The 21,982-nt window shown below is 69.7% G+C and carries 23 protein-coding genes; 15 read left to right on the top strand and 8 right to left on the bottom strand.

Annotation, left to right across the window (positions count from 1 at the left end; genetic code table 11):
* Window positions 1-5: 5 nt before the first annotated feature.
* The 3 genes from wzt (at window position 6) to ACSHT8_RS24080 (ending at window position 2,039) form a co-directional block, all read left to right on the top strand.
* Window positions 6-797 carry a galactan export ABC transporter ATP-binding subunit Wzt/RfbE gene (gene wzt, locus ACSHT8_RS24090; RefSeq protein ID WP_436493168.1) on the top strand — a complete coding sequence of 264 codons (792 nt, stop codon included), beginning with the start codon at window positions 6-8 and terminating at the stop codon, window positions 795-797.
* Window positions 794-1,702, top strand: coding sequence for a galactofuranosyltransferase GlfT1 (gene glfT1, locus ACSHT8_RS24085; RefSeq protein WP_436493167.1), 909 nt, complete (start codon window positions 794-796; stop codon window positions 1,700-1,702). The genes wzt and glfT1 overlap by 4 nt, the downstream gene beginning before the upstream one ends.
* Window positions 1,703-1,769: 67 nt before the next feature.
* Window positions 1,770-2,039, top strand: a complete 270-nt coding sequence (locus ACSHT8_RS24080; protein WP_436493166.1) for a hypothetical protein — start codon at window positions 1,770-1,772, stop codon at window positions 2,037-2,039.
* On the opposite strand, the gene ACSHT8_RS24075 is transcribed toward ACSHT8_RS24080, so the two are convergent.
* A complete protein-coding gene (locus ACSHT8_RS24075; protein WP_436502164.1) occupies window positions 2,036-2,389 on the bottom strand; it encodes a GtrA family protein in 354 nt (117 codons plus the stop codon). The genes ACSHT8_RS24080 and ACSHT8_RS24075 overlap by 4 nt on opposite strands.
* A 115-nt stretch (window positions 2,390-2,504) precedes the next feature.
* Between ACSHT8_RS24075 and ACSHT8_RS24070 the strand changes: the two genes are divergently transcribed.
* The 9 genes from ACSHT8_RS24070 to ACSHT8_RS24030 all read left to right on the top strand — a co-directional run bounded on the left by ACSHT8_RS24070 (window position 2,505) and on the right by ACSHT8_RS24030 (window position 12,695).
* Complete coding sequence (locus ACSHT8_RS24070) at window positions 2,505-3,863, top strand: FAD-binding protein (RefSeq protein WP_436493165.1); 1,359 nt, start codon at window positions 2,505-2,507, stop codon at window positions 3,861-3,863.
* 13 nt (window positions 3,864-3,876) lie between these two features.
* Window positions 3,877-4,632 (top strand): decaprenylphospho-beta-D-erythro-pentofuranosid-2-ulose 2-reductase, encoded by a 756-nt coding sequence (locus ACSHT8_RS24065; RefSeq protein WP_436493164.1) that lies wholly within the window; start codon window positions 3,877-3,879, stop codon window positions 4,630-4,632.
* Between the two features lie 46 nt (window positions 4,633-4,678).
* Window positions 4,679-5,194, top strand: a complete 516-nt coding sequence (locus ACSHT8_RS24060) for a YbaB/EbfC family nucleoid-associated protein (protein WP_436493163.1) — start codon at window positions 4,679-4,681, stop codon at window positions 5,192-5,194.
* Window positions 5,191-6,651, top strand: coding sequence for a WXG100 family type VII secretion target (locus ACSHT8_RS24055; RefSeq protein WP_436493162.1), 1,461 nt, complete (start codon window positions 5,191-5,193; stop codon window positions 6,649-6,651). The genes ACSHT8_RS24060 and ACSHT8_RS24055 overlap by 4 nt, the downstream gene beginning before the upstream one ends.
* Before the next feature lie 17 nt (window positions 6,652-6,668).
* A complete protein-coding gene (locus ACSHT8_RS24050) occupies window positions 6,669-7,325 on the top strand; it encodes a hypothetical protein (RefSeq protein WP_436493161.1) in 657 nt (218 codons plus the stop codon).
* Window positions 7,322-7,954 carry a hypothetical protein gene (locus tag ACSHT8_RS24045; protein ID WP_436493160.1) on the top strand — a complete coding sequence of 211 codons (633 nt, stop codon included), beginning with the start codon at window positions 7,322-7,324 and terminating at the stop codon, window positions 7,952-7,954. The genes ACSHT8_RS24050 and ACSHT8_RS24045 overlap by 4 nt, the downstream gene beginning before the upstream one ends.
* Before the next feature lie 44 nt (window positions 7,955-7,998).
* Window positions 7,999-11,100, top strand: coding sequence for a BTAD domain-containing putative transcriptional regulator (locus tag ACSHT8_RS24040; RefSeq protein ID WP_436493159.1), 3,102 nt, complete (start codon window positions 7,999-8,001; stop codon window positions 11,098-11,100).
* Between the two features lie 75 nt (window positions 11,101-11,175).
* Window positions 11,176-11,583, top strand: a complete 408-nt coding sequence (locus tag ACSHT8_RS24035; RefSeq protein WP_436493158.1) for a hypothetical protein — start codon at window positions 11,176-11,178, stop codon at window positions 11,581-11,583.
* 11 nt (window positions 11,584-11,594) lie between these two features.
* On the top strand, window positions 11,595-12,695 hold the full coding sequence (locus ACSHT8_RS24030) for an SdrD B-like domain-containing protein (RefSeq protein ID WP_436493157.1): 1,101 nt from the start codon (window positions 11,595-11,597) through the stop codon (window positions 12,693-12,695).
* Window positions 12,696-13,026: 331 nt separating this feature from the next.
* Here ACSHT8_RS24030 and ACSHT8_RS24025 read toward each other — a convergent pair whose 3' ends face one another.
* The 4 genes from ACSHT8_RS24025 to ACSHT8_RS24010 all read right to left on the bottom strand — a co-directional run bounded on the left by ACSHT8_RS24025 (window position 13,027) and on the right by ACSHT8_RS24010 (window position 16,791).
* Entirely contained in the window at window positions 13,027-13,923 is an 897-nt protein-coding gene (locus tag ACSHT8_RS24025; protein ID WP_436493156.1) for a decaprenyl-phosphate phosphoribosyltransferase, read from the bottom strand.
* The gene (locus tag ACSHT8_RS24020) at window positions 13,920-14,438 is read right to left on the bottom strand and encodes a phosphatase PAP2 family protein (RefSeq protein WP_436493155.1); all 519 of its coding nucleotides are present in this window, start codon (window positions 14,436-14,438) and stop codon (window positions 13,920-13,922) included. The genes ACSHT8_RS24025 and ACSHT8_RS24020 overlap by 4 nt, the downstream gene beginning before the upstream one ends.
* Before the next feature lie 61 nt (window positions 14,439-14,499).
* Window positions 14,500-15,714: a UDP-galactopyranose mutase gene (gene glf / locus ACSHT8_RS24015; protein WP_436493154.1), complete on the bottom strand. Its 1,215-nt coding sequence runs from the start codon at window positions 15,712-15,714 to the stop codon at window positions 14,500-14,502.
* Window positions 15,715-15,813: 99 nt separating this feature from the next.
* Window positions 15,814-16,791, bottom strand: coding sequence for an LLM class flavin-dependent oxidoreductase (locus tag ACSHT8_RS24010; protein ID WP_436493153.1), 978 nt, complete (start codon window positions 16,789-16,791; stop codon window positions 15,814-15,816).
* A gap of 90 nt (window positions 16,792-16,881) precedes the next feature.
* On the opposite strand from ACSHT8_RS24010, the gene ACSHT8_RS24005 reads away from it, so the two are divergent.
* Window positions 16,882-17,691 (top strand): Cof-type HAD-IIB family hydrolase, encoded by an 810-nt coding sequence (locus tag ACSHT8_RS24005; protein WP_436493152.1) that lies wholly within the window; start codon window positions 16,882-16,884, stop codon window positions 17,689-17,691.
* A gap of 55 nt (window positions 17,692-17,746) precedes the next feature.
* Here ACSHT8_RS24005 and ACSHT8_RS24000 read toward each other — a convergent pair whose 3' ends face one another.
* Complete coding sequence (locus ACSHT8_RS24000; protein ID WP_054053561.1) at window positions 17,747-17,950, bottom strand: cold-shock protein; 204 nt, start codon at window positions 17,948-17,950, stop codon at window positions 17,747-17,749.
* A 255-nt stretch (window positions 17,951-18,205) separates the two neighbouring features.
* Between ACSHT8_RS24000 and ACSHT8_RS23995 the strand changes: the two genes are divergently transcribed.
* A complete protein-coding gene (locus ACSHT8_RS23995) occupies window positions 18,206-18,577 on the top strand; it encodes a hypothetical protein (RefSeq protein WP_436493151.1) in 372 nt (123 codons plus the stop codon).
* Window positions 18,577-19,314, top strand: a complete 738-nt coding sequence (locus ACSHT8_RS23990) for a lysophospholipid acyltransferase family protein (protein WP_436493150.1) — start codon at window positions 18,577-18,579, stop codon at window positions 19,312-19,314. Before ACSHT8_RS23995 ends, ACSHT8_RS23990 begins: the two co-directional genes overlap by 1 nt.
* A gap of 42 nt (window positions 19,315-19,356) precedes the next feature.
* Here ACSHT8_RS23990 and ACSHT8_RS23985 read toward each other — a convergent pair whose 3' ends face one another.
* Both ACSHT8_RS23985 and ACSHT8_RS23980 read right to left on the bottom strand, forming a co-directional pair.
* On the bottom strand, window positions 19,357-20,268 hold the full coding sequence (locus tag ACSHT8_RS23985) for a glycosyltransferase (RefSeq protein ID WP_436493149.1): 912 nt from the start codon (window positions 20,266-20,268) through the stop codon (window positions 19,357-19,359).
* Entirely contained in the window at window positions 20,256-21,893 is a 1,638-nt protein-coding gene (locus tag ACSHT8_RS23980) for a glycosyltransferase (protein ID WP_436493148.1), read from the bottom strand. Before ACSHT8_RS23980 ends, ACSHT8_RS23985 begins: the two co-directional genes overlap by 13 nt.
* Window positions 21,894-21,982: the final 89 nt, after the last annotated feature.

The following is a 21,982-nucleotide window of genomic DNA, read 5'->3' as shown; positions in this document are numbered from 1 at the left end:
CCGAAATGGTCAGCATCGAGGTCCAGAACGCCTCCGTCGACTTCCCGATCTTCGACGCCAAGACGCGGTCGCTGAAGAAGGCCGTCCTCGGCAAGGTCGGCGGCAAGATCGGGACCGAGACCAAGGTCCCCATCATCGAGGCGCTGCACGACATCACCCTGTCGCTCAACGAGGGCGACAGAGTCGCGCTGGTCGGGCACAACGGCGCGGGCAAGTCGACGCTGCTGCGCCTGCTGTCGGGCATCTACGAGCCGACCCGCGGCACCACGGAGATCAACGGCAAGATCGCGCCCGTGTTCGACCTCGCCGTCGGCATGGACCCGGAGATCTCCGGGCTCGAGAACATCATGATCCGCGGCCTGTTCCTCGGGATGTCGCGCAAGCAGATGGAGAGCCGGGTCGAGGACATCTCCCAGTTCACCGAGCTGGGCGACTACCTGCACCTGCCGCTGCGCACCTACTCCACCGGCATGCGCGTGCGCCTGGCGCTGGGCGTGGTGACCTCGATCGACCCGGAGATCCTGCTGCTCGACGAGGGCATCGGCGCGGTCGACGCCGCGTTCATGGCCAAGGCGCGCGACCGGCTGGTCGACCTGGTCCGCCGGTCCGGCATGCTGGTGTTCGCGTCGCACTCCGACGACCTGCTCTTCGAGCTGTGCAACACGGCCATCTGGATGGACGAGGGCCGCGTGAAGATGCACGGCTCGCTGCGCGAGGTCCTGACCGCCTACAAGGGCCGTGACCCGTTCGAGCACATGAGCCCGGAAACCCTCGAAAGGCTCGGCGAGACCCTATGAGCACCCCGCAGCAGCAGTTGCCGCCGGGATCGGTCGTGGCCGTGGTGGTCACCAGGCACCGTCGGGCGCTGCTCGCGGAGTCGCTGAAGATGATCGCCGCGCAGTCGCGTCCGCCGGAGCACGTCATCGTGGTCGACAACGGCCCCGACGACCCGGCGCGGGACATCGTCGAGTCGTGCGGCGTGCCCGCGACCTACCTGGTGTCCCACCGCAACCTCGGCGGCGCGGGCGGGTTCGCCCTGGGCATGCTCCACGCACTGGCGATGGGCGCCGACTGGCTGTGGCTGGCCGACGACGACGGCCGCCCCGCCGACGAGACCGTGCTTACGACGCTGCTGGACGTGGCCGAGAAGCGCGGGCTCGCCGAGGTGTCGCCCGTGGTGACCAACATCGAGAAGCCGTCCACGCTGGCGTTCCCGCTGCGCCGGGGGCTGACCTGGAAGCGCGAGACGAACGAGCTCGGGTCGGACTTCCTGCCCGGCATCGCCTCGCTGTTCAACGGCGCGCTGTTCCGCGCCGACACCCTCGACGTGGTCGGCGTGCCGGACTACCGGCTGTTCTTCCGCGGCGACGAGGTGGAGATCCACCGCCGCCTGGTCCGGTCGGGGCTGCCGTTCGGCACCTGCCTGACCGTGTCGTACCTGCACCCGGACGGCTCCGACGAGTTCAAGCCGATGCTCGGCGGCCGGTTCCACGCGCAGGACCCGGACAACGCGGTCAAGCGGTACTACACCTACCGCAACCGCGGGTACCTGATGTCGCAGCCGGGGATGCGCAAGATCGGGATGCTGGAGATCGTCCGGTTCGGGCTGTATTTCCTGGGCACCAAGCGGGACCCGAAGGCGTTCCTGGAATGGCTGAAGCTGGTCCGCAAGGGACGCAAGGAACAGTTCTTCCGCGTTTAGCTGTAAGCGGATCCGCTCAGGGTGAACTTCGGTTGCCGCGCAAGGGTTTCGCTGGTGTGCTGGATCCATGACAGACACCCAGCAGGCACTGATCCTGCACCTTGCCAGCGGCGGCGAGCCCGTCGTGTTCGCGCTGTCGGTGAAGGCCGCCAAGAGCCTGCGCAACCGGCTGCCCGTGCTGATGGCCTCCGGCGGCGTAGACACCCTTGAGCTGGAGGACACCAACACCGTCGCGGTGAACTTCGGCCACGTGGTCAGCGCGCACCTCGACGAGCTGCCCAGCCACGCGCGGGTCTACGGCAGCCCAGGGAGACGGTCCAGCGGCTTCGGCGTCTAGTCGCGGAAGACGACTGTCCGCAGGAGCACGAAGTTGATCGTGGTGCCGACGCCCTGGGCGATCACCCAGGCCAGGGCGTACTGCCAGCGGAATACAGGCAGCAGCTCCAGCATCAGCGCGTTGGTGCCGACGTTGACGAAGAACGTCACGGTGTAGAGCAGGGCGAACCCGCCCGCCTGGCTCGCGCCGCGGTCGCGGGCGCCCGCGAAGGTGAAGCGCTTGTTGAGGAAGTACGCCGTCGTGGTGCCCGCGATGAAGCTCAGCGCCTTGGCCAGGTGCACCCACGTGCCCGCCTGGAGCAGCAGCCAGTACACGCCGGAGTCGACCAGCGCGCAGAACCCGCCGACCATCACGAACCGCAGGAGCTGCTGAACCAGTCCCGAACGCTGGGTGTTCCCTATCCCGGCCACGTGCCCGTCCCTGTCTCCCCGACATGGGCAGTCTAGGGCGCACTACGCTGGCCCGGTGGAGGATGCGAGATTCGAGACCCGCGCGCTCACCGGCTGGGGACGCACCGCGCCGTCGGTGGCCACGGTCGCCCACCCGACCACCGCCGACCAGGTCGCCGCCGCGCTCGCCACGGCGGGGCCGCGCGGGGCCATCGCCCGCGGACTCGGCCGCTCCTACGGCGACCCGGCGCAGAACGCCGGCGGGCTCGTCATCGACATGACCGGCGTCGACGAGATCCACTCGATCGACCCGGACACCGGGCTCGCCGTGCTCGACGCCGGGGTGAACCTCGACCAGCTCATGCGCGCCGCGCTGCCGTTCGGGCTGTGGGTGCCGGTGCTGCCGGGCACCCGCCAGGTCACCATCGGCGGGGCCATCGGCTCCGACATCCACGGCAAGAACCACCACTCGGCGGGCAGCTTCGGCAACCACGTCCGCTCGATCGACCTGCTCACCGCCGACGGCGAGACCCGCACGCTCACGCCGGAGTCCGACCTGTTCTGGGCGACCGTCGGCGGAATGGGCCTGACGGGCATCATCCTGCGCGCGACCGTGGCGCTGAAGCGCGTCGAGAGCGCGTACTTCGTCGTCGACACCGACCGGACGTCCACTTTGGACGAGACGCTGGAGCTGTTCGCCAACGGGTCGGACGCGAACTACGACTACTCCATGGCGTGGTTCGACTCGATCTCCACCGGGCCGAAGCTCGGCCGTGCGGTGTTCTCCCGCGGCTCACTGGCCACAGTGGACCAACTGCCCGCCAAGCTCAAGGCGGATCCGCTGAAGTTTGACGCGCCGCAGCTGCTCAAGCTGCCCGACGTGTTCCCCAACGGCCTGGCAAACAAGCTGACGTTCCGCGCGCTCGGCGAGGCGTGGTACCGCAAGGCGCCCAAGCGGGGCCGCGAGCAGATCCAGAACCTGACCGCGTTCTACCACCCGCTCGACCTGTTCGGCGAGTGGAACCGCGCCTACGGCTCGCGAGGTTTCCTGCAGTACCAGTTCATCGTCCCGTTCGAGGCCGACGCGGAGCTGCGCGCGATCGTGCGGCGCATCGCCGAGTCCGGGCACGTGTCGTTCCTCAACGTGCTCAAGCGGATGGGCGAGGGCAACGCGGCGCCGCTGTCGTTCCCGCGTCCGGGGTGGACGATCACCGTCGACTTCCCCATCGTCGCCGGGCTCCCCGAGTTCTGCGCCGAGCTCGACCAGCGGGTGCTCGACGCGGACGGTCGGCTGTACCTGGCCAAGGAGTCGCGCACCGACCCGGCGACCTTCCACCGCATGTACCCGCGGCTCGACGAGTGGCGCAAGGTGCGCCATGCGGCCGACCCCGAGGGCCTGTTCATCTCCGACCAGTCGCGACGGCTCGGACTCTGACTAAGGATTCGACTTGATCAACGCAGTCGGCACGCCGCAATCGCTGCTGCTCCTCGGCGGCACGTCCGAGATCGCCCTGGCCATCGCCGAGAACTACCTGCGCCAGGCCCCGCTGACGGTCATCCTCGCCGCGCGGCCGTCCGACCGGCTCGACGCCGCGGCCGAGCGCCTGCGCGGCCTCGGCGCGACCGTGCGGACCGTCGCCTTCGACGCGAAGGACACCGAAACGCACCCCGCGGTCATCGAGGAGGCGTTCGCCGAGGGCGACGTCGACGTCACGGTGGTCGCGTTCGGGCTGCTCGGAGACCCGGAGTTGGCCTGGCAGGACCACGCCGCCGGGGTCGAACTCGCCCAGGTCAACTACCTCGCGCCGGTCTCGGTGGGCATCGCGCTGGCCGAGCGGCTGCGCAAGCAGGGGCACGGCGCCGTCATCGCACTGTCCTCTGTCGCCGGTGAGCGGGTGCGGCGGTCGAACTTCGTCTACGGCTCGACCAAGGCGGGCTTCGACGGGTTCTTCCTCGGCCTCGGCGAGGCCCTGCGGCCCGCAGGCGTCACCGTTACCGTGGTCCGGCCAGGATTCGTGCACACGAAGATGACCGAGGGACTGAAGCCAGCACCCATGGCCACCACGCCGGACAAGGTCGCCGAGATCGCCGTCGACGCCGTTCGCCGACGTCGCGACCTGGTCTGGGCACCCGGCCAGTGGCGCGCGGTGATGTCGGTGCTGCGTCACATCCCGCGACCCATCTTCCGCAAACTGCCGATCTGACCGTCAGCCGCTGACTACGATCGGCCCCGATTGGGGGAATTCCGCCATGGATGAAGCGAAGTACCAGGAGACGCTGCGCCGGTTCGAGGAACAGGCCGCGAAGGCGTCCCAGCTCAAGGAGAGCATCGCCCAGCTCAAGGGCAGCGCCCGCAACGGCGACGGCTCGGTCACCGTGACCGTGGCCCCGTCGGGTGCCCTGCTCGGCCTGCAGCTGTCGCCAGCGGCGATGAACCGGTCGCACACCCAGCTCACCCAGGAGATCCTGGGCACCATCCGCCAGGCCCAGCAGCAGGCCGCGGCGAAGATGGAGGAGACGGTGCGCCCGTTCGTCGGCGACGCCCAGTACGAGCAGTTCCAGGCGGCCTTCCAGGCCCACACGGCCGCCGTCGAGCCGCTGGGCCCGTCGGCTCCCCCGCCCGCGGCGAGCCTGCCGTCACCGCAGGCCGCGGCCAAGCCCGACTTCAGCGGCGGCCCGGTCCGGCAGCCGCGGACCGTCCGCCCGGCCGACGAGCCCGACGACGGCGACTTCTCCGACGAGTCCATCTTCAGGGGGCGGCGATGACCGGCACCGATGTCAGCTCCGGCGTGCTCCTGGGGCACGCCGAGGGGTCCACCAAGCAGTCGGACAACTTCACCGGGCTCGCGAGCCTGCTGGAGCAGGCCCGCGTCCACGACGAGTGCTTCGGCCCGCTCGGCGAGGTCATGGCCTTCAAGTACTTCGACTCGCTGCAGGAATGCCAGGACATGGCCACGAAGGCGTCGTCCTATCTGGAGCAGATCGCCGAGGCGCTCAAGGACACCGCCAAGGCCTACGGCGACACCGACACCGAGAACGCCACCGGCCTGACCCAGGCCAGCCAGGGCGTCGGCTCGCTCGGCGACCTGAATGGCGCAGGCAACGGCACCCGCGACGGCTACTTCGGGCAGGTCGCGAACTACGGCAGCTCGTGGGCCGACGCCGCCGACAAGCTGCAGGACGCGGGCAGCCCGGTGGAGGCCGGGTTCGCGCTGTTCAACGCGCGAATGGAACAGCTCAACACCGTCATGAGCCCCGGCCAGGCGTTCGTCGACAACGGGCTGGGCTTCCTGATCTCGCTGGCGATCAGCCCGATCGTCAACTTCGTGCTCGAACCCGCCATCGGCGACCCCGAGCAGATGAAGAGCACGGCCAAGGGCTGGGACAACGTCTCGAAGTGGCTCGACGGCGTCGCCGAGCACGAGAAGACCAGGGCAGAGGCCACCAGCCAGGGCTGGCAGGGCGAGGCGGGCGACGCGTTCCGCCGCGAGATGGGCGAGTTCTCCCAGGGCGCCAAGGCACTGTCCGGCGACGTCAGCGGCCTGAAGGACATCCTCGAGACCGCGGCGACGATCTTCGAGACGTTCGTGCAGATCGTCGTCGACATCATCCAGGAATTCGTGATCGGCCTGATCATCGAGTGGCTGGCCGCGCTGGCCGCGTCGTGGATCACCGCGGGCGCGTCCGTCGCCGCGGCCACCGGGCTGACCAGCGCGCAGATCGCGATCACCAGCACGCGGCTGGGCACCAAGGTCGCGAACCTGATGCACAAGCTCAAGCCGCTGATCACCAAGCTTGAGGACATTCTGCAGATGATCCGGCAGAACAGCATCGCCAAAGCCGCCATCCAGAAGATCGACAAGGCGACCAAGATCCCGCTGATCGGCAAGACCATCGGCAGGCAGCTCGACGGCGCCAGCCCCGTACTCGGCGCGATCCGCAACCACGGCGACGACCTGCTGACGACCTCGCCGAACAACATCATCGGCAAGGCCGTCACCGGTGAGCAGGCGCTGGCTCAGCGGGTGGTCCGGACCGGGCTCGGATACCTGGGGGTGAGCGGGACAACGGTGGGCAGCACGGTGGTCATCCGCGGAACCTTGGAGAACCTGCCGGGCGCGGCCGCCGAATGGGGCGCCAAGCAGGTCGAGAACCACGTCGAGGACCCGTCGTCGTCCGAGGAACGCAAGGCCGACCAGGAACGCGGCTTCACCATCGACTGAGTTGGCGGGAGATCACGATGCGGCCGCAGTTAGTCCTCAGCCCGGGAATCCGGGCCAGGGCCTTGTTGACGCCCGGTGAAGGGCTGCTCTGGGCCGCGGACACCAAGCTCCTCGAGTACCGCGTCCGCGGACTCCAGCGCGACGGCAAGCCCCAGCGCGGTTTGGGTGCGCGGGTGGGAATGGGCGTGGCGACCGCGGCGGCCGAGGTCGTCAGCGTCGCCACGGCCGATGTCGACCTCCCCGACGGCCCGCGGCCGGACATCGCCGTGTTCGGCCCGGCGCCAGAGCTGATCGCGGTCCACTGCGCCCGGCTTGTCACCGAACCGGCCGTCTGGTGCCTCACCACCCATCGCCTGCTCGTCGCCGTGGCGGTTCCCGAGCCCGAACCCGAGCAAGCACCGTCTCGGGGGTTCTTCGGGGAGCTGGCCAAGCTGGGCCGCGACGTCGCGACCGTGGTCACCACGCCGACCGGCGATGGCCATGGCAGGGCCACGCTCAATCCTGGGCTCCGACCGCTCACCGAAATCCCGCGCCACCAGATCGGCGGGCTCTCGATCGACGGCAACGCGCTGCGGGTAACCCTCGTCGACGGCTCCGGGTTCGACTTCCTTAGCCGCGGCGGCCGCGCCGATCTCGAACGGGCGATCGCGCTCGCCAACGGAGCTCCGGAATGACTCAGCCGTTCGACCGCGACGAGTCCGACATCCGCAAAACCGAGTTCGACGGCCGGTGTTTCGGCTCTCGGGTGGCGGGCCGGGTGACGGCGCCGCACGTGCCCGGACCAGCCGATCCTCAGCTGATCTTCGACGAACACCGCTGGGCGGTGCCGAACGAGGCCATCTCTTCTGGCCGGTTCGTCGGCAACGACTGGGCCGACGACCCCGCGATCGCGTGGTGGGCCGAGGCGGGCCATCCCGGCCAGGACGCCGTACGCATGGTGCAGGCCGCCGCTGCCGGTCGAGGCATCGTCGCGCTGTGGGTGACGCGTAAGCGGCTCACTGTCGTTTTCCCACAGAAGTTCCTGGCCGAGCACAGCGAGCGCAAGGAGCGCTCGGGGCTGCTGGGCCGGGCCGCGGGCTGGCTGGACTCCGAACCCGCGCCCTGGCAGGCCCGCGACGTCATGCACATCCAGGCCAGTGTCGACGCGGCCCGGGTGGCCGGGTTCGGGCCCGCGCGGCTCGGCCGCTCGATGCCGTCGGCCGCCTTCCTTGGCATCGGCTTCCGGGACGGCTCGGTCCTGTACGTGCGGCAGGGCGACCCGGAAGCCGAGGTGGCACGGCTCAACAAGCTCCAAGGCAGGTGAGTCCCGCACGCGGTCTGTGCGAAAATCGCCTGAGGGGGGAAGCCGTGCGCATTCTGGTGCTGGGACCGGTCGAGGTCCGATCTGGGAACACCGCCGTCAACCTGGGTGGGCCCAAGCCCAAGGCGTTGCTCGCCGCGCTGGTCACGCAGCCGCGGCAGGTGGTTTCCATCGACCGGTTGGTCGACCTGATCTGGGACGAGCGGCCGCCGCAGTCGGCGACGGCGCTGGTACACACCTACATCTCCCTGCTGCGCCGCGGGCTGGCCGACGCCGGGCGCAAGGGGGTGCTGGCGACCAAGGCGCCGGGGTATCTGCTGGACATCGCCGATGAGGACTCCGATCTCGGGCTGTTCGAGCTCTCGCTCGACGCGGCGCGGCAGGCGGAGCGGACGGCGGAGTTCGGGGACGCGGCCGGGCACTACGCGGCGGCGCTGGCCCTGTGGCGGGGGCAGCCGTTCGGTGGGGTCGACGCGGAGTTCGCGCGGCGGCGGGCCGAGGGGCTGCAGGAGCAGTGGCTGGGGGCCGAAGACGGGTTGGCGCGCTGTCACCTGGCCGAGGGGCGGGCCGAGGAGGTCGCCGACCGGTTGCGCAGGCTCGTCGCCGGGCATCCGCTGCGGGAGGAGACCCGGGGGCTGCTGATGCGGGCCCTGTACGAGACCGGCAGGCAGGCCGACGCGCTGGCCGTCTACCGGGACGGGCGCACGCACCTGCTCGACGAACTGGGCATCGAGCCCGGGGCGCGGCTGCGGGAGCTGCACGCGGCGATCCTGGACGGTTCTTTGCGTACCTCGACGGTGCCGAGCCAGCGCGCGCACTCCCCCGCGATCGTCCCGGTGACCGTAGGCGCACCCGCGCTGCCCGCCGAGCCGGTCGTGGTGCCGCGCAACCTGCCGCCCGACATCGGCGACTTCACCGGCCGCGACGAGCACCTGGCGACCGTGCTGGACTTCGCCGCGAAGGATTCGGGCAACTCCGCGTCGACGGTGGTCGTGTCCGGGTTCGGTGGGGCGGGCAAGTCGGCGCTGGCCATCCACGCCGCGCACCGGCTGCGTGAGCGCTACCCCGACGGCCAGCTGTTCGCCGACCTTCGGGGATCCGACCGCGACCTGGGTGCCTTCGAGGTGCTCGGCCGGTTCCTCGGCGCGTTCGGGATCACCGGGCCCGAGCTGCCCGCCGACCTCGACGACCGGGTGGAGCTCTACCGGCGCACCGTGTCGGGGCGCCGGGTCGTGATCGTGCTGGACAACGCGCGCGAGGAGCAGCAGGTGCGGCCGCTGCTGCCCGGCCACGGCTCCAGCCTGGTCATCGTCACCAGCCGCTCCCGGCTCACCGGCCTGGAGGGCGCCGAGCCGGTCGAGCTGGACTTCTTCGGCACCGCGGCCAGCGTCGAGATGCTGCGCAAGATCATCGGCGCGGAGCGGGTGGACAGCCAGCTCGCCCAGGCCGAGCGCATCGCCGACCTGTGCGGCGGCATCCCGCTGGCCATCCGGGCGGCGGCGGCCAAGCTGCTTGCCCGGCCGCACTGGCCGCTGAAGTCGCTGGCCGCGCGGCTGTCCGACGAACACCGCAGGCTCGACGAGCTGGCCATGGGCGACCTCGCGATCCGCTCCAGCCTGCGCCTCAACTACGCCGAACTCGACGACCAGCAGCGCCGCGCGTTCCACCTGCTGTGCCTGCTCGACCTGCCCGACTTCGGCTGGTGGCTGGCCGCGCCGCTGCTCGACGTGTCGCTGGAGGAGGCCGAGGACATCGTCGAGCAGTTGGTCGACCTGCGGCTGCTGGACGTCGCGGGGGTCGACAGCATCGGCCGGGTCCGCTACCGCTTCCACGACCTGGTGCAGCTCTTCGGCGCCGAGCACGCCGCGGCCGACGAGCCGTCCGACCTGGTCGCCGCCGCGGTGTCGCGCACGCTGGCGACGTGGATGGCGCTGGTCGAGGCCGGGTCACGCAAGCTGCCGCGGGTGACTCTGGGACTACGTCCGCAGCTCGCGTCCAGTATCGAGGTCGACCCTCGGCTCATCGAGGAGACCGAGGACGACCCGACCGACTGGCTCAAGTCGGAGACCGGCGCGGTGGTGCGTGCCGTGGAACGCGCCCATGAGCTGGGCATCGACGGGATGACGACGCTGCTCATCACGTCGCTGCTGTCCTCGCCGTTCGCCGCGCGCAACGAGTTCGACGGGTGGCAGCGCACCCACGAGGTCGCGCTGTCGGCGGCCCGCTCGAACCACGACCGTCAGGCCGAGGCGGTCGTGCTGACCGGGCTCGGGCAGCTGTACTACGAGAAGGACGACTTCCCGGCCGCGCTGACCCACTTCACCCAGGCCCTCACCCACGCCGAAGCCATCGGCGACGAGACGACCAAGGCGATCGCGCTGATCGGCGTCGGCACCGTCCAGCGCGAGCAGGCCGACTTCGCCGCCGCCCGGGCCACCCTCGCCGCGGCCGCCGACCTGGCCGAGTCGACCGGCGACCGCGCCGTCATCGCCGCCGCCCGCTACGGCCTCGGCGCGATCAGCCGCGACCACGGCGACCTCGCCGACGCCACCGCCGAGTTCCGCCGGTGCGTCGAGCTGTACCAGGCCGCCGACGACCCGCGCGGCGCCGCGCTGGGCTTACGCGGGCTGAGCCTGTGCCACCGTGCCGCGGGCGAGCACGCGGCGGCGGCCGCCCTTAGCGCCGAGGCGGCGGAGCTGCTGACGGCCGCGGGCGACGAGTTGGGCGCGGTGTACGCCCGCCAGTCATGGGCGAAGGCGAGCTTCCGCGCGGGCACGCTGACCGATGTCGAGGACACCCTGGAGACGGCGCGGCGGAGCTGCACCCAGCAGTGCGACCGCTTCGGCGTCGCCCTCATCACCCGCACCCTCGGCGAGCTGCACCTCGCCCTTGGCGACCTCGACAAGGCCAAGGAGCTGTTGGTCGACGCGCTGGCCAGGTGGACAGAACTCGGTCTCCCGCTGTGGCGCGGCCGGACCCTGCGCGACCTCGCCGCGGCGGATGCCCAGTCGGCCGATGAGCATTGGGCGGCCGCCCGCGCGCTGTTCGCCGAGACCGGCGCGCGCGAGCTGACGGAACTGGCGTCACTGACTCCGGCGGCCTGGTTGGCGATCGTGCAGGCGCCTTATAGGCGACCTATAGGCGGCTAGCGGTCGGGCTAGAGGTGCATTGAAGGCGCGTCCGCGAATCTTCTCGTGTCAGGGAAACCGAGAAGGAGAACGGACATGGCCGCCATCCGCCGCAGCGAGATCGTCGACCGCGCGGAGAGCTGGCTGCGCCCATCGGTCGCGCACAGCGCGACCAAGTTCCACCAGAACGAATACGGGATCTACCGCACCGACTGCTCGGGCTATGTCTCGATGGCCTGGGGCCTGCCTGACCGCCGCGGCGGTGTGAACACGGTGGGCCTCGCCGAGGTCAGCGCCCCGATCGCCAAGGACGAACTGCTGGCGGGCGACATCCTGCTGCACGCCGACCACGTGGCGATCTTCCACGAATGGGCCGACCGGGACCGCACGGCGTACTGGGGGTTCGAGCAGTCGGGCGGGACCGGCGCGGTCAGCCGACCGATCCCGTATCCGCATGACCTCGCGGGCGAATTCATCCCGCGTCGCTACATCCACCTTGCCTGAGGGGAAACTCCATGAAGATCGACCGTTTGCTTCCGCGCGCCATCATGATGAGCCTGACCGTCGCGGCGGCGCTCACCGCCGCTCCTGGCTTCGCCGCCGCCCAGACCGGCGGCACGATCTGCGGCACGGTTTGGCGCGACGTCAACGAGAACGGCAAGCACGACGCCGACGAGCCGACCATCGCGAACACCACGATCGGCCTGGAATCGGTCGGGTCGAACTACACGAACACCGACGCCGACGGGAAGTACTGCCTGCGGAACGTGCCGCCGGGCGCTCAAGTGCTCGGCGCCAACGACCGGGCGCTGATGAGTCCGAGTGAGGGGTGGACGATCTCGGGCCAGGACTCGAAGTTCGGCTTCACCACCGGCCGCACCCAGCCGATCACCGTCGCCGACGGCCAGACGATCGAGGGCATCGACGCCGGGTACCGGCCCGCTCGGATGGATGTGCGGGCATCCCAGGTGATCATCGAGTACGGCGGCAAGACGTATACGAGTGGGAAGGACTGGCTCACGGCGCCGGTGCAGGTCGGCACGGAGTTCCTGATCGTCGGCGGGGTCGTGCCGGATGGCAATGTGGCCGAACAGCTCGGGGCACGGCTGACTGTGCCTGCCGGGTTGACGATCCTGGGCCAGGTCGGCGGCATGCCCGCGACGATCTCGGGGCAGACGGTCAGCGGCATGTTCCACGAGCGGCGGCACCCGGGCGCGGTCGAGTTCCTGGGGGTGCGGGTCCGGGCGGACGGGGAGTTCAGCCCGCAGCAGATTCGGCTGGAGGCACTGAAGGGCGTGTACGCGGACACGAAGCCCGCCAACAACATCCTGACGGCGAAGCTCAGCGCGAAGGACGGGCGGGACGTCAACGTCGCGCCGCAGAAGGACACGATGGCGGCGCCGAAGGTCGTGCCCGCGGTCGTGCCTCCGGCTGAGGCCGCCAAGCCCGTGGCTGAGGCGGGCTCCCGAGCGGGCACAGCGATGCCGGAGGTCACCACGACCGCGAGCGAACTGCCCGAAACCGGGACGAACCCGACACCGGTGATCGCGCTCAGCGTCGGCCTGCTGGCCGTGGGTGGGGCGGGTGTTTGGTTCTCCCGGCGTCGGTTCGCCTAGCAGCTAGTTGGCTGGTCGCGGCAACAATCCCCGCCATCCCCAGGGATGGCGGGGTTTGTCTGTCAGGGGCGATCGTCGAGGAGTGGCCGGGCGGGTCGCGACGTCGACGATCACGCTCAGCGTCGGCCTGCCGGCCGCGAGTGGGGCAGGTCGGGTTCTCGCGGCGGCGGTTCGGCTAGCCGCAGTTCGCTGGTCGTGGAGACAACCCGCCATCCCTGGGGATTGGCGGGGTTGTCAGTCGGAGAGCGGTGGCGAACGCGTTTGTCGAAGGGAAGCCGGGCGGGTCGCGCTCGCGGCGCGGCCTGCCAGCGTCGGTTTCGCGCAGCGTTAGTTACAAGTAGACAGACAACCCGAGGCACGCGATCCAGGCTGCGCCGAGGATTTGGAGGGCTCGGTCCTTGAGGGCGATGTCTTCCGGTTCTCCGGCGCCGCCTTGGTCGATGTCGACGCCGTAGCGCAGTACCGCCACGACGAACGGGACGATCGAGATGACCGCCCACACCGAGTTGTGCGGGCTGCGTTCGCGGATCTCGAAGGCCCACAGGCAGTACGTGGTGATCATGATGGCGGCCGAAGTCGCCCACACGAACCGCAGATAGCTCGACGAGTATTTCGACAGCGACGCGCGGATCTTGGCGCCGGTCTGCTCGAACAGGGTGATCTCGGCATAGCGCTTGCCCGACACCATGAACAGGGAGCCGAACGCCGTCACGAGCAGGAACCACTGCGACAGCGGGATCGCCGCCGCGACGCCGCCCGCGATGGCGCGGAGCAGGAAGCCGGAGGCGACGATGCAGAGGTCGATGACCGGCTGGTGTTTCAGGCCCAGGCAGTATCCCAATTGGACAGCCGCGTACACCGACAGCACGACCACCAGCTGCCAGCCCGCCAGGAAGCCGATGCCGAGCGACAGCACGAGCAGCACACCGGCCAAGACGTAGGCCAGCGGCACCGGCACGATCCCGGCGGCGATCGGGCGGTTGCGCTTCACCGGGTGAGCCCGGTCGGACTCGACGTCGATGGCGTCGTTGACCAGGTACACCGCCGACGACACCAGGCAGAACGCGACGAAGGCGATGCCCGCGTCGGTCAGCACGGCCGGGTCGAGGATGCGGTTCGCGGCGAACGGGGCCGCGAGGACGAGGACGTTCTTCACCCACTGGCGTGGGCGGGCGGTGCGCAGGAGGCCGACGGCCAGGTTGGTCTCCACCGTCGCGGTGGCGGTCATCTCGACCCCAGCTTGCGCCGCAGCAGACCGCCGACGGCCGCGCCGAGCACGGAGCCCGCCACGACGTCGGTCGGGTAGTGCACGCCGAGGACGAGCCGCGACAGCAGCATCGGCGGCACCAGCAGCGGGACGAGCCGACGACCGGTGAGCCCGGAGAACAGGACCGCCGCCGCCGTGGTGGACGTGGCGTGCGACGACGGGAAGCTCAGCTTGCTCGGCGTCGACACCAGCACCCGCACCGACGGGTCGTCCGGGCGAGGGCGCCGCACGACCCGCTTGACCGCGATCGACGCCGCGTGGGCGGCCACGACCCCGGCCGATGCGGCCAGCCAGTCGCGGCGCCTGCGCTTGTCGACGGCGGCGCCGACCAGTCCCAGCGCGAACCAGCCCGCGCTGTGTTCGCCGAACAGGGACAACCCGCGGGCCGCCTTCACCACCGGCGGGCTGCCGATGGCTCCTTGCACCCGGCTCAGCGCGGCGGTCTCCCGCCCCGGCACGGACGCGTTGTGGTCCACGTGGGTTACCTCCCGATCGGGTCTTCTTCCCACCAGATCGGGAGGCAGTGCCCCAGCGTTTCTAACTGTCGAGCGAACCGTCCAGCGGGGCACCCGAAGTCAGGTGCGGGGCGATCTTGTTGTCGAACACGGAGAGTGCCGAGCCGATCGCCATGTGCATGTCGAGGTACTGGTAGGTGCCCAGCCGACCACCGAAGATGATGTTCTTCTCGGCGGCCTCGACCTTGGCCAGCTCGCGGTATTTCGCCAGCTTCTCGCGGTCTTCCGGGGTGTTGATCGGGTAGTACGGCTCGTCGCCCGACTCGGCGAAGCGCGAGTACTCGCGGACGATGACCGTCTTGTCCGTGGGGTAGTTCGTCCGCTCCGGGTGGAAGTGACGGAACTCATGAATCCGGGTGTAGGGGACCTCTTCGTCGTTGTAGTTCATGACGGAGGTGCCCTGGAAGTCGCCGGTCGGCACGACCTCGGTCTCGAAGTCCAGGGTGCGCCAGCCCAGCTCGCCCGCGGCGTAGTCGAAGTAGCGGTCGACGGGGCCGGTGTAGACCGTCGGCGTGCCCGCCGGGATCTGGTCGCGCACGTCGAAGTAGTCGGTGTCGAGCCGCACGTCGATGTTCTCGTGCTCGGCCATCTTCTCCAGCCACGCGGTGTAGCCGTTGACCGGCAGACCCTCGTAGGTGTCGTTGAAGTACCGGTTGTTGAAGTTGTAGCGGACCGGCAGGCGCGTGATGATCCCCGCGCCGAGCTCCTTCGGGTCGGTCTGCCACTGCTTGGCGGTGTAGCCGCGGATGAACGCCTCGTACAGCGGGCGCCCGATCAGCGAGATCGCCTTCTCCTCGAGGTTCTGCGCGTCCTCGGTGTTGATCTCCGACGCCTGCTCGGCGATGAGCGCCTTGGCCTCGTCCGGCGTGAACGACTTGCCGAAGAAGCTGTTGATCAGCGCGAGGTTCATCGGGAAGGCGTAGACCTGGCCCTGGTACCGCGCGAACACCCGGTGCTGGTAGTCGGTGAACTCGGTGAACTGGGTGACGTAGTCCCACACGCGCTTGTTGGAGGTGTGGAACAGGTGCGCGCCGTACTTGTGGACCTCGATGCCGGTCTCGGGTTCGGGCTCGGAGTAGGCGTTGCCACCGATGTGCGGGCGCCGGTCGAGCACGAGCACGCGCTTGCCCAGTTGAGTTGCGGTGCGCTCGGCGATTGTCAGGCCGAAGAAACCGGACCCGACGACGATCAGGTCGTAACCGCCGAGGTTGTCAGTGCTTTTCGCGGAGTCGCTCACGAGAGCTCAGGTTACCTGTGTGTATTCCGTCACATGAGTGGGCCCCGGCACCGGTCTCCCCCCGGTGCCGGGGCCACATCCCCTGTATCCCCTGTGGAACTACCCCTCCGAACTACCTGCCTCGCCATGAGAGACGCGCGGCGATGGGGCCGCGTTGCTCTCCGGTTCGGACTTTTGATCACTGGCCCGGCCGCCCAGTCCGGGCAGCACCTCGGCGGCCACGTCCTCCAGCACGCTCTCGCGGCCCATGTAGACCCCGTCCGGCCGCGGCCAGTGGGTGACGACGTCGGTGAAGCCCAGTTCGGCGGCCCGGCCCACGTGGTCGCGGAAGGCCTCCACGCTCTCCAGCGAGAACAGCGGCGACGCGTCGAGGCTGAGGAAGCGGTCGACCGTGGCGCGGTCGCGGCCCTGGTCGGCGAGGATCTGGTCGAACCGGTCGGCCCGCTCGGCGACCCCGCGCCACCAGTCGTCGAGGTCGGTGGCGTCCTTGCCGCCGAGGGTGATCCAGCCCTGCCCGTGCCGCGCGGCGATGGCCATGGCCTTCGGGCCGTCGGCGCCGATGAGGAACGGCACGCGGGGCTTCTGCACGCAGCCGGGATGGCTGCGTGCCTGGACGGCGGTGTAGTACTCGCCCTGGAAGTCGGTGACCGGCTTGGTGAGCACATCGGACATCAGGTCGACGAACTCGCCGAACCTGGCCGTGACCTGGCGGGGCGTGATCTCCTCCTCGCCCATGACCGAGCGGTCGTAGCCGCCCTTGCCGGTGGCGCCGGAGCCGAGGCCGAGCATGAAGCGGCCGTCGGAGATGTCGTCGACCGCGAGCACCTGCCTGGCGAAGGACACCGGGTGCCGGAAGTGCGGCGACACCACCAGCGTGCCCAGGCGCAGCGTGTCGGTGACCATCGCGGCGGCGGTCAGGGTGGCCATGGAGTCGAACCAGGGTCCGTCGACCAGCGTGCGCCAGCCGAGGTGGTCGTAGGTCCAGGCGTGGTCGAAGCCGTAGGTCTCGGCGGCCCGCCATCGCGGTTCGGCGGCCCACCAACGGTGTTCTGGGAGGATGACGATGCCTACTCGCACGAGGTGAACCTAGCGGTTGTCGCTGACAGTTCCGATGGGCGTCACGGGAAATGACGTGGAGTAGCGAGGAGGGTCGTGGAAGATGGGTGTGTGGAGAAACCGCTGCTCATCGCCTCCGACATCGACGGAACCCTGCTCACCACCGACAACGACCTGAGCCCGCGGACCGTCTCGGTCATCAGCCGGATCCAGGCCGCGGAGACCCCGTTCGTGCTGGTCAGCGGCCGTCCGCCGCGGTGGATACCGCCGGTGGCCGAGCTGGCCGGGCTGTCGGGGTACGCGGTGTGCGCGAACGGCGCGATCATCTACGACATCGCCGCGTCGTCGGTGCTCAGCGTGCACGGACTGGAGCCGATGCTGCTGCACGACGTCGCCCATACCCTCCAGTCCGTGCTGCGTGACACGCATCTCGCGACGGAGTGGGCGACGGTCGGGCCGTACGACGGCGGGATCACCTTCGCGACCGAGCCGGGGTTCCGCAACCCGTGGGGGGACGCGGAGACGAACTACCGGCCGCGGGCCGAGGTGCTGGGCAAGCCCGCCACGAAACTGCTGGTCAGGCACGAGAAGATGACGAGCACGGAGATGGCGATGGCGGCGCGGGAGCTGCTGGGCGACGCGGTGGACGTCACGTTCTCGACGAACAGCGGGCTCATCGAGATCTCGGCGCCGGGGGTGACGAAGGCGTTCGGCTTGGCCGAGGTGGCCTCGTGGGCGGGCGTGGAGGCGGCCGACGTGGTCGCGTTCGGCGACATGCCCAACGACATCGAGATGCTGCGCTGGGCGGGCCACGGGGTGGCGATGGCCAACGCGCACAAGTCGGTGGCCGCGGCGGCCGACGAGGTGACCGCGGCCCACGACGAGGACGGCGTCGCCCTGGTCCTGGAACGCTGGTTCTGAACGTGAAACGGTCCCCGCAGCCGGAAGGCTGCGGGGACCGTTTCAGCTAAGCAGGTCAGATGGCGCGGACGCCGGTGGCCTGCGGGCCCTTCTGGCCCTGGCCGATCTCGAACTCCACGCGGGCGTTCTCGTCCAGGCTCTTGAAGCCCGAACCCTGGATCTCCGAGTAGTGAACGAAGACGTCAGCGCCGCCGTCGTCCGGCTGGATGAAGCCGAAGCCCTTTTCGGAGTTGAACCACTTCACTGTGCCCTGTGCCACGTCTATCTCCTCAACAGGTACCGCTAAAGCGCACACGGACGTGCACGCCCTGGTCGGTTTCAGACGGCGACTTCTCCGGCTTGACCTGGAGGAAAACCGCGCGCCCGCAACGATCTCTTGCGAGCGTGATCTAACACGTACTCAAGAAAACTTACGACCTCACACAGTCAACCACACCTTGGCGGCAGTGCGCACGTGTGACGTGACACCGGGTCGGGGGTTGCGGCGCTACCCCTGCTGGGAGACGCTTTGACTGTGAGCGAGCTCGCCAGCCAGAAATCCGGGATCGAGAACACCGAATCCATCGCGCTAGACCTCGACGAAGCAGGCGTATCCGTCGACCTGCCCCGCCCCCAACACCGGGGCGACCAGGTGCAGGGCGTGCCCTACCGCCCCGTCGAGTTCCGCGACGACGATCTGCCAACGGCCTTGGAACGGGCCGCGTCGTGGTTGCGAAGTACACAGCAGTGGCTCGGTGAACCGGTGGACGTCATCGCGATCCATCTCGACTACGACGACGGCGAGGGATCGCCGTACTACGACGTCAAGCTCCTCTGCAACGAGGAAGACCTCGCGGGCGCGCCGATCGCGCTGCGGGAGCAGGCCGCCAAGACAGTGAGCGGCTAGTGGCCGAGTTCGTCTATCCGCCAGTGGTGCTGGCGGCCAAGACCCTGTTCCGGGTCATGGACTACAAACTGGACGTCCAGGGCGTCGAACACATCCCCGCCACCGGCGGGGCGGTCATCGCGTGCAACCACGTCAGCTACCTGGACTTCATCTTCTGCGGCCTCGGCGCCCAGCCCGCCAAGCGGCTGGTGCGGTTCATGGCCAAGCAGGAGATCTTCCGCAACAAGGTCGCGGGCCCGCTGATGCGCGGCATGCACCACATCTCGGTCGACCGGGCCGCGGGCCAGGCGTCCTACCAGGAGGCGGTCGCCAAGCTGCGCGACGGCGAGGTCGTCGGGGTGTTCCCCGAGGCCACCATCAGCCAGTCCTTCACCGTCAAGGAGATCAAGACGGGCGCGGTCCGGATGGCCGCGGAGGCGGGTGTCCCGGTGGTCCCGATGGCCCTGTGGGGCACGCAGCGCCTGTGGACGAAGGGCAGGCCGAAGGACCTGAAGCAGCGCCACATCCCCATCCTGATCCGCGCGGGCGAACCGTTCACGGTGGGCCCGGACGACGACCTCGAGGAACGCACGGTCGAGCTGCGGACGCGGATGACGGAGCTGCTGGACCGGGTGCAGAAGGACTACCCGGAGACGCCCGCGACCGAGGCGGACTCGTGGTGGCTTCCCCAGCACCTGGGCGGCACGGCACCGACCCCTGAGGAAGCGGCCCTATTGGACAAGAAGCGCCCCGAGTAGGGGTTCGAGCGGTGGCCCGGCCTCGCGGCCGGGCCCAACCGCTTACAGGACCGAGCGCGGGAAGTCCGGCTTCGGGTTGAAGCGGACGCCCTGGATGACCTTCTTGAGCAGCCGCACGCGCAGCGGCCACGCCACGCCGCCGCCACGCAGGCCCGCGACAAGGCGGGCGACGAACTTGGCGAAGGCGACCGGGTTCTCGTGGTGGAGGCGGTAGGAGGCCTCGTTGCGGGCGCCGTACTCGAACTTCCACACGTTCGCCGGGGTGACGTCGCCGAAGTTGACGCCCCGGTTGACGCCCATGTCGTGCACGACGACGCTGCTGAGCACCTGGACGCCGGGGGCGTCCTTGGTGACGCGCAGGGTGTACTCCTGGTCGTCGAACCAGATGAAGTACTCCTTCAGCGGCAGGCCGAAGCGGGTCAGCGTCCACCGCGGGAACAGCACCGAGACGAACGAGCAGTGGGTGACCAGCACACTCTGCTCGCCCTTGGAGATGAGCCTGCCCCAGTCCCAGGTGGTGCCCGGGTTGTTCATCTCGCAGATGTTGCCGTCGATGTACTTGACCAGCGAACACGCGTACGGCAGCTGGGTGCCCAGGGTGGCCTCGGCCTTCGCGTGGCCGTTGACCAGCTCCTCGAGGGCATCTTCGTTCGGGTAGCAGTCGTCGTCCATGATCCAGACGAAGTCGGCGCCGAGCTCGTAGCCGCGAGCCATGCCGGTGGCGAAGCCGCCCGCGCCGCCGGTGTTGGTGTCGAGGCTGACCACGACCACGCGGTCGTCGCGCTTGACGTAGTCGGCCAGGACCTCGGCGGTGCCGTCGGTGGAGGCGTTGTCGACCACGACGACCCAGGACGGGCGCAGAGTCTGGGCCAGGACGTGGTCCAGGACCGTGGTCAGCTTGTCCTTCCGGTTGAACGTGACGACAACGGCGGCGACAGAGGTCACTGCATCCATCCTTCGTAGAGGTCGCGGATCCACGACCGGGCGTCGGGCAGGGCCGCGAACGCGATCGACTTCGTCCGCTGCTCGGCGAGCCAGGCCTCGCGCCGCTGCGGCGAGGTCATCATGGTGCCGATCCGGTCGGCCGCGGTGCGGATGAACGGGTAGGGGTGGCGCGGGCAGAGCAGTTCGTCGGCGATGAGCGATGCCTGCGAGCCGACGTCGGACGACACGACGGGCACGCCCGCGGCCGACGCCTCGAACGAGGTGAGGGTCAGGCCCTCGTTGTCCGAGGAGATGACGAGCACGTCGGCCTCGGCCAGGGTCTGCGGGACCGGGCGGTCAGGACCGCGGATCTCCAGCACGTCGGACAGGCCCAGGCGGGCGCGCAGGCCGTGCACCTCGCCGGACAGCTCGCCGTCGCCGTGCATGATGAAGCGGACCTCGCCCGGGGCGTTGCGCTTCAGCTCGGCGCACAGCTTGAGGAACAGGTACGGCCGCTTCTGCTGGGTGAACCGGCCGACGAACGCGACGGTGAACGGCCCGCCCTCGACCGACGGGGGCGCGTCCCGGGGGACGGTCAGGTTGGCCAGGGTGGCCAGCGCGACCTTGTCCTTCCCGATGTTCTGCTTGCCCACCAGGTAGTCGCGCAGCTGCGGCGAGATCACGTGGTGGGTGTCGATGACGTTGGACATGCGCACCGAGATGTCGACGAAGCCGCCGGTGCGCCACTCCAGGATGTGCAGCGAGTCGACGACCGGGATGTCCGGCCGGATCGCCTTGAGCCACGGCAGCCGCTCGTAGAGCCACGTGCAGTGGTGCACGTGCACGCCGCGCACGTCGTACATCGAGAGGATGCCGTTGAGCAGCGTCGACTCGCTGTCGGGCGCGAGCGGGTGGGTCAGCGGGATGACGATGGCGCCGTCGAACTCGGGCCGGGTGATCCACGGGTGGCTCGACGGCCGGTCGGTGATGACGATGGGGGTGAGCCCGGCCTCCTTGGCCAGCTGCACCGTCTCCAGCGCCCACCGCTCGGCACCGCCGAGTTCGAGCCAGTGGATGCCGAACAGCACCGCCGGGGTCTTGCCCTGCTCGATCGCCGCGGCACCGCGGTCGATGCGCACACCCGCCTTGCGGCCGAGGTCGCGCGCGCGGTACTTGCGCTCGACGACGTCGGTGCGGAACTGGCGCAGCGCGTCGAACTGGATCGGCACGGTGAACCGCACGGCCCGCCGCACCGCGCCCTTGATACCGGGCAGCTGGTGGTAGGCCGACGCGGTCGACTCGCCACCGCCGACGTCGATCACCAGGTCGACCAGCCCGTCGGAGTCGACGGCGGCCGAGGTGGTGTGCACGAGGCTGCGCAGCACGACCGAGCCGACGACCTCGCGGTCGTCGTCCCATTCGATCGTGGTGGTCTGCTCGTCGGTCAGCGACGGCAGGCTGCCGCCGGGGCCGCGCAGCACGGTCAGGCGAATGGTCTGGCCGGGCCGGGTCAGGGCCTGGAAGTTGGCGGCGCCGACGACGAGAGCGCGCTCCCGTTCGTCGAGCAGACCGTCGCCGTTGGCCAATCCGACGCCGCTCTCATCCAGGAGCTCGAACGCCGGGGGAAGCTTGGGGAAATCAGGCTTGTCCGTCACGTCTCTCGAGGGGGTCGCGGGTTGGCGCTCGCCGACACAGCGCGCGCTGAGCCTCCGCAGTTTACCCGCTTGGGGATTGGCAACGGCGA

Source organism: Actinokineospora sp. HUAS TT18, assembly GCF_051364635.1.
GTDB lineage: Bacteria > Actinomycetota > Actinomycetes > Mycobacteriales > Pseudonocardiaceae > Actinokineospora.
The sequence above is the reverse complement of the archived record's forward strand: the minus strand, read 5'-3'. Positions and strand labels throughout refer to the sequence as shown.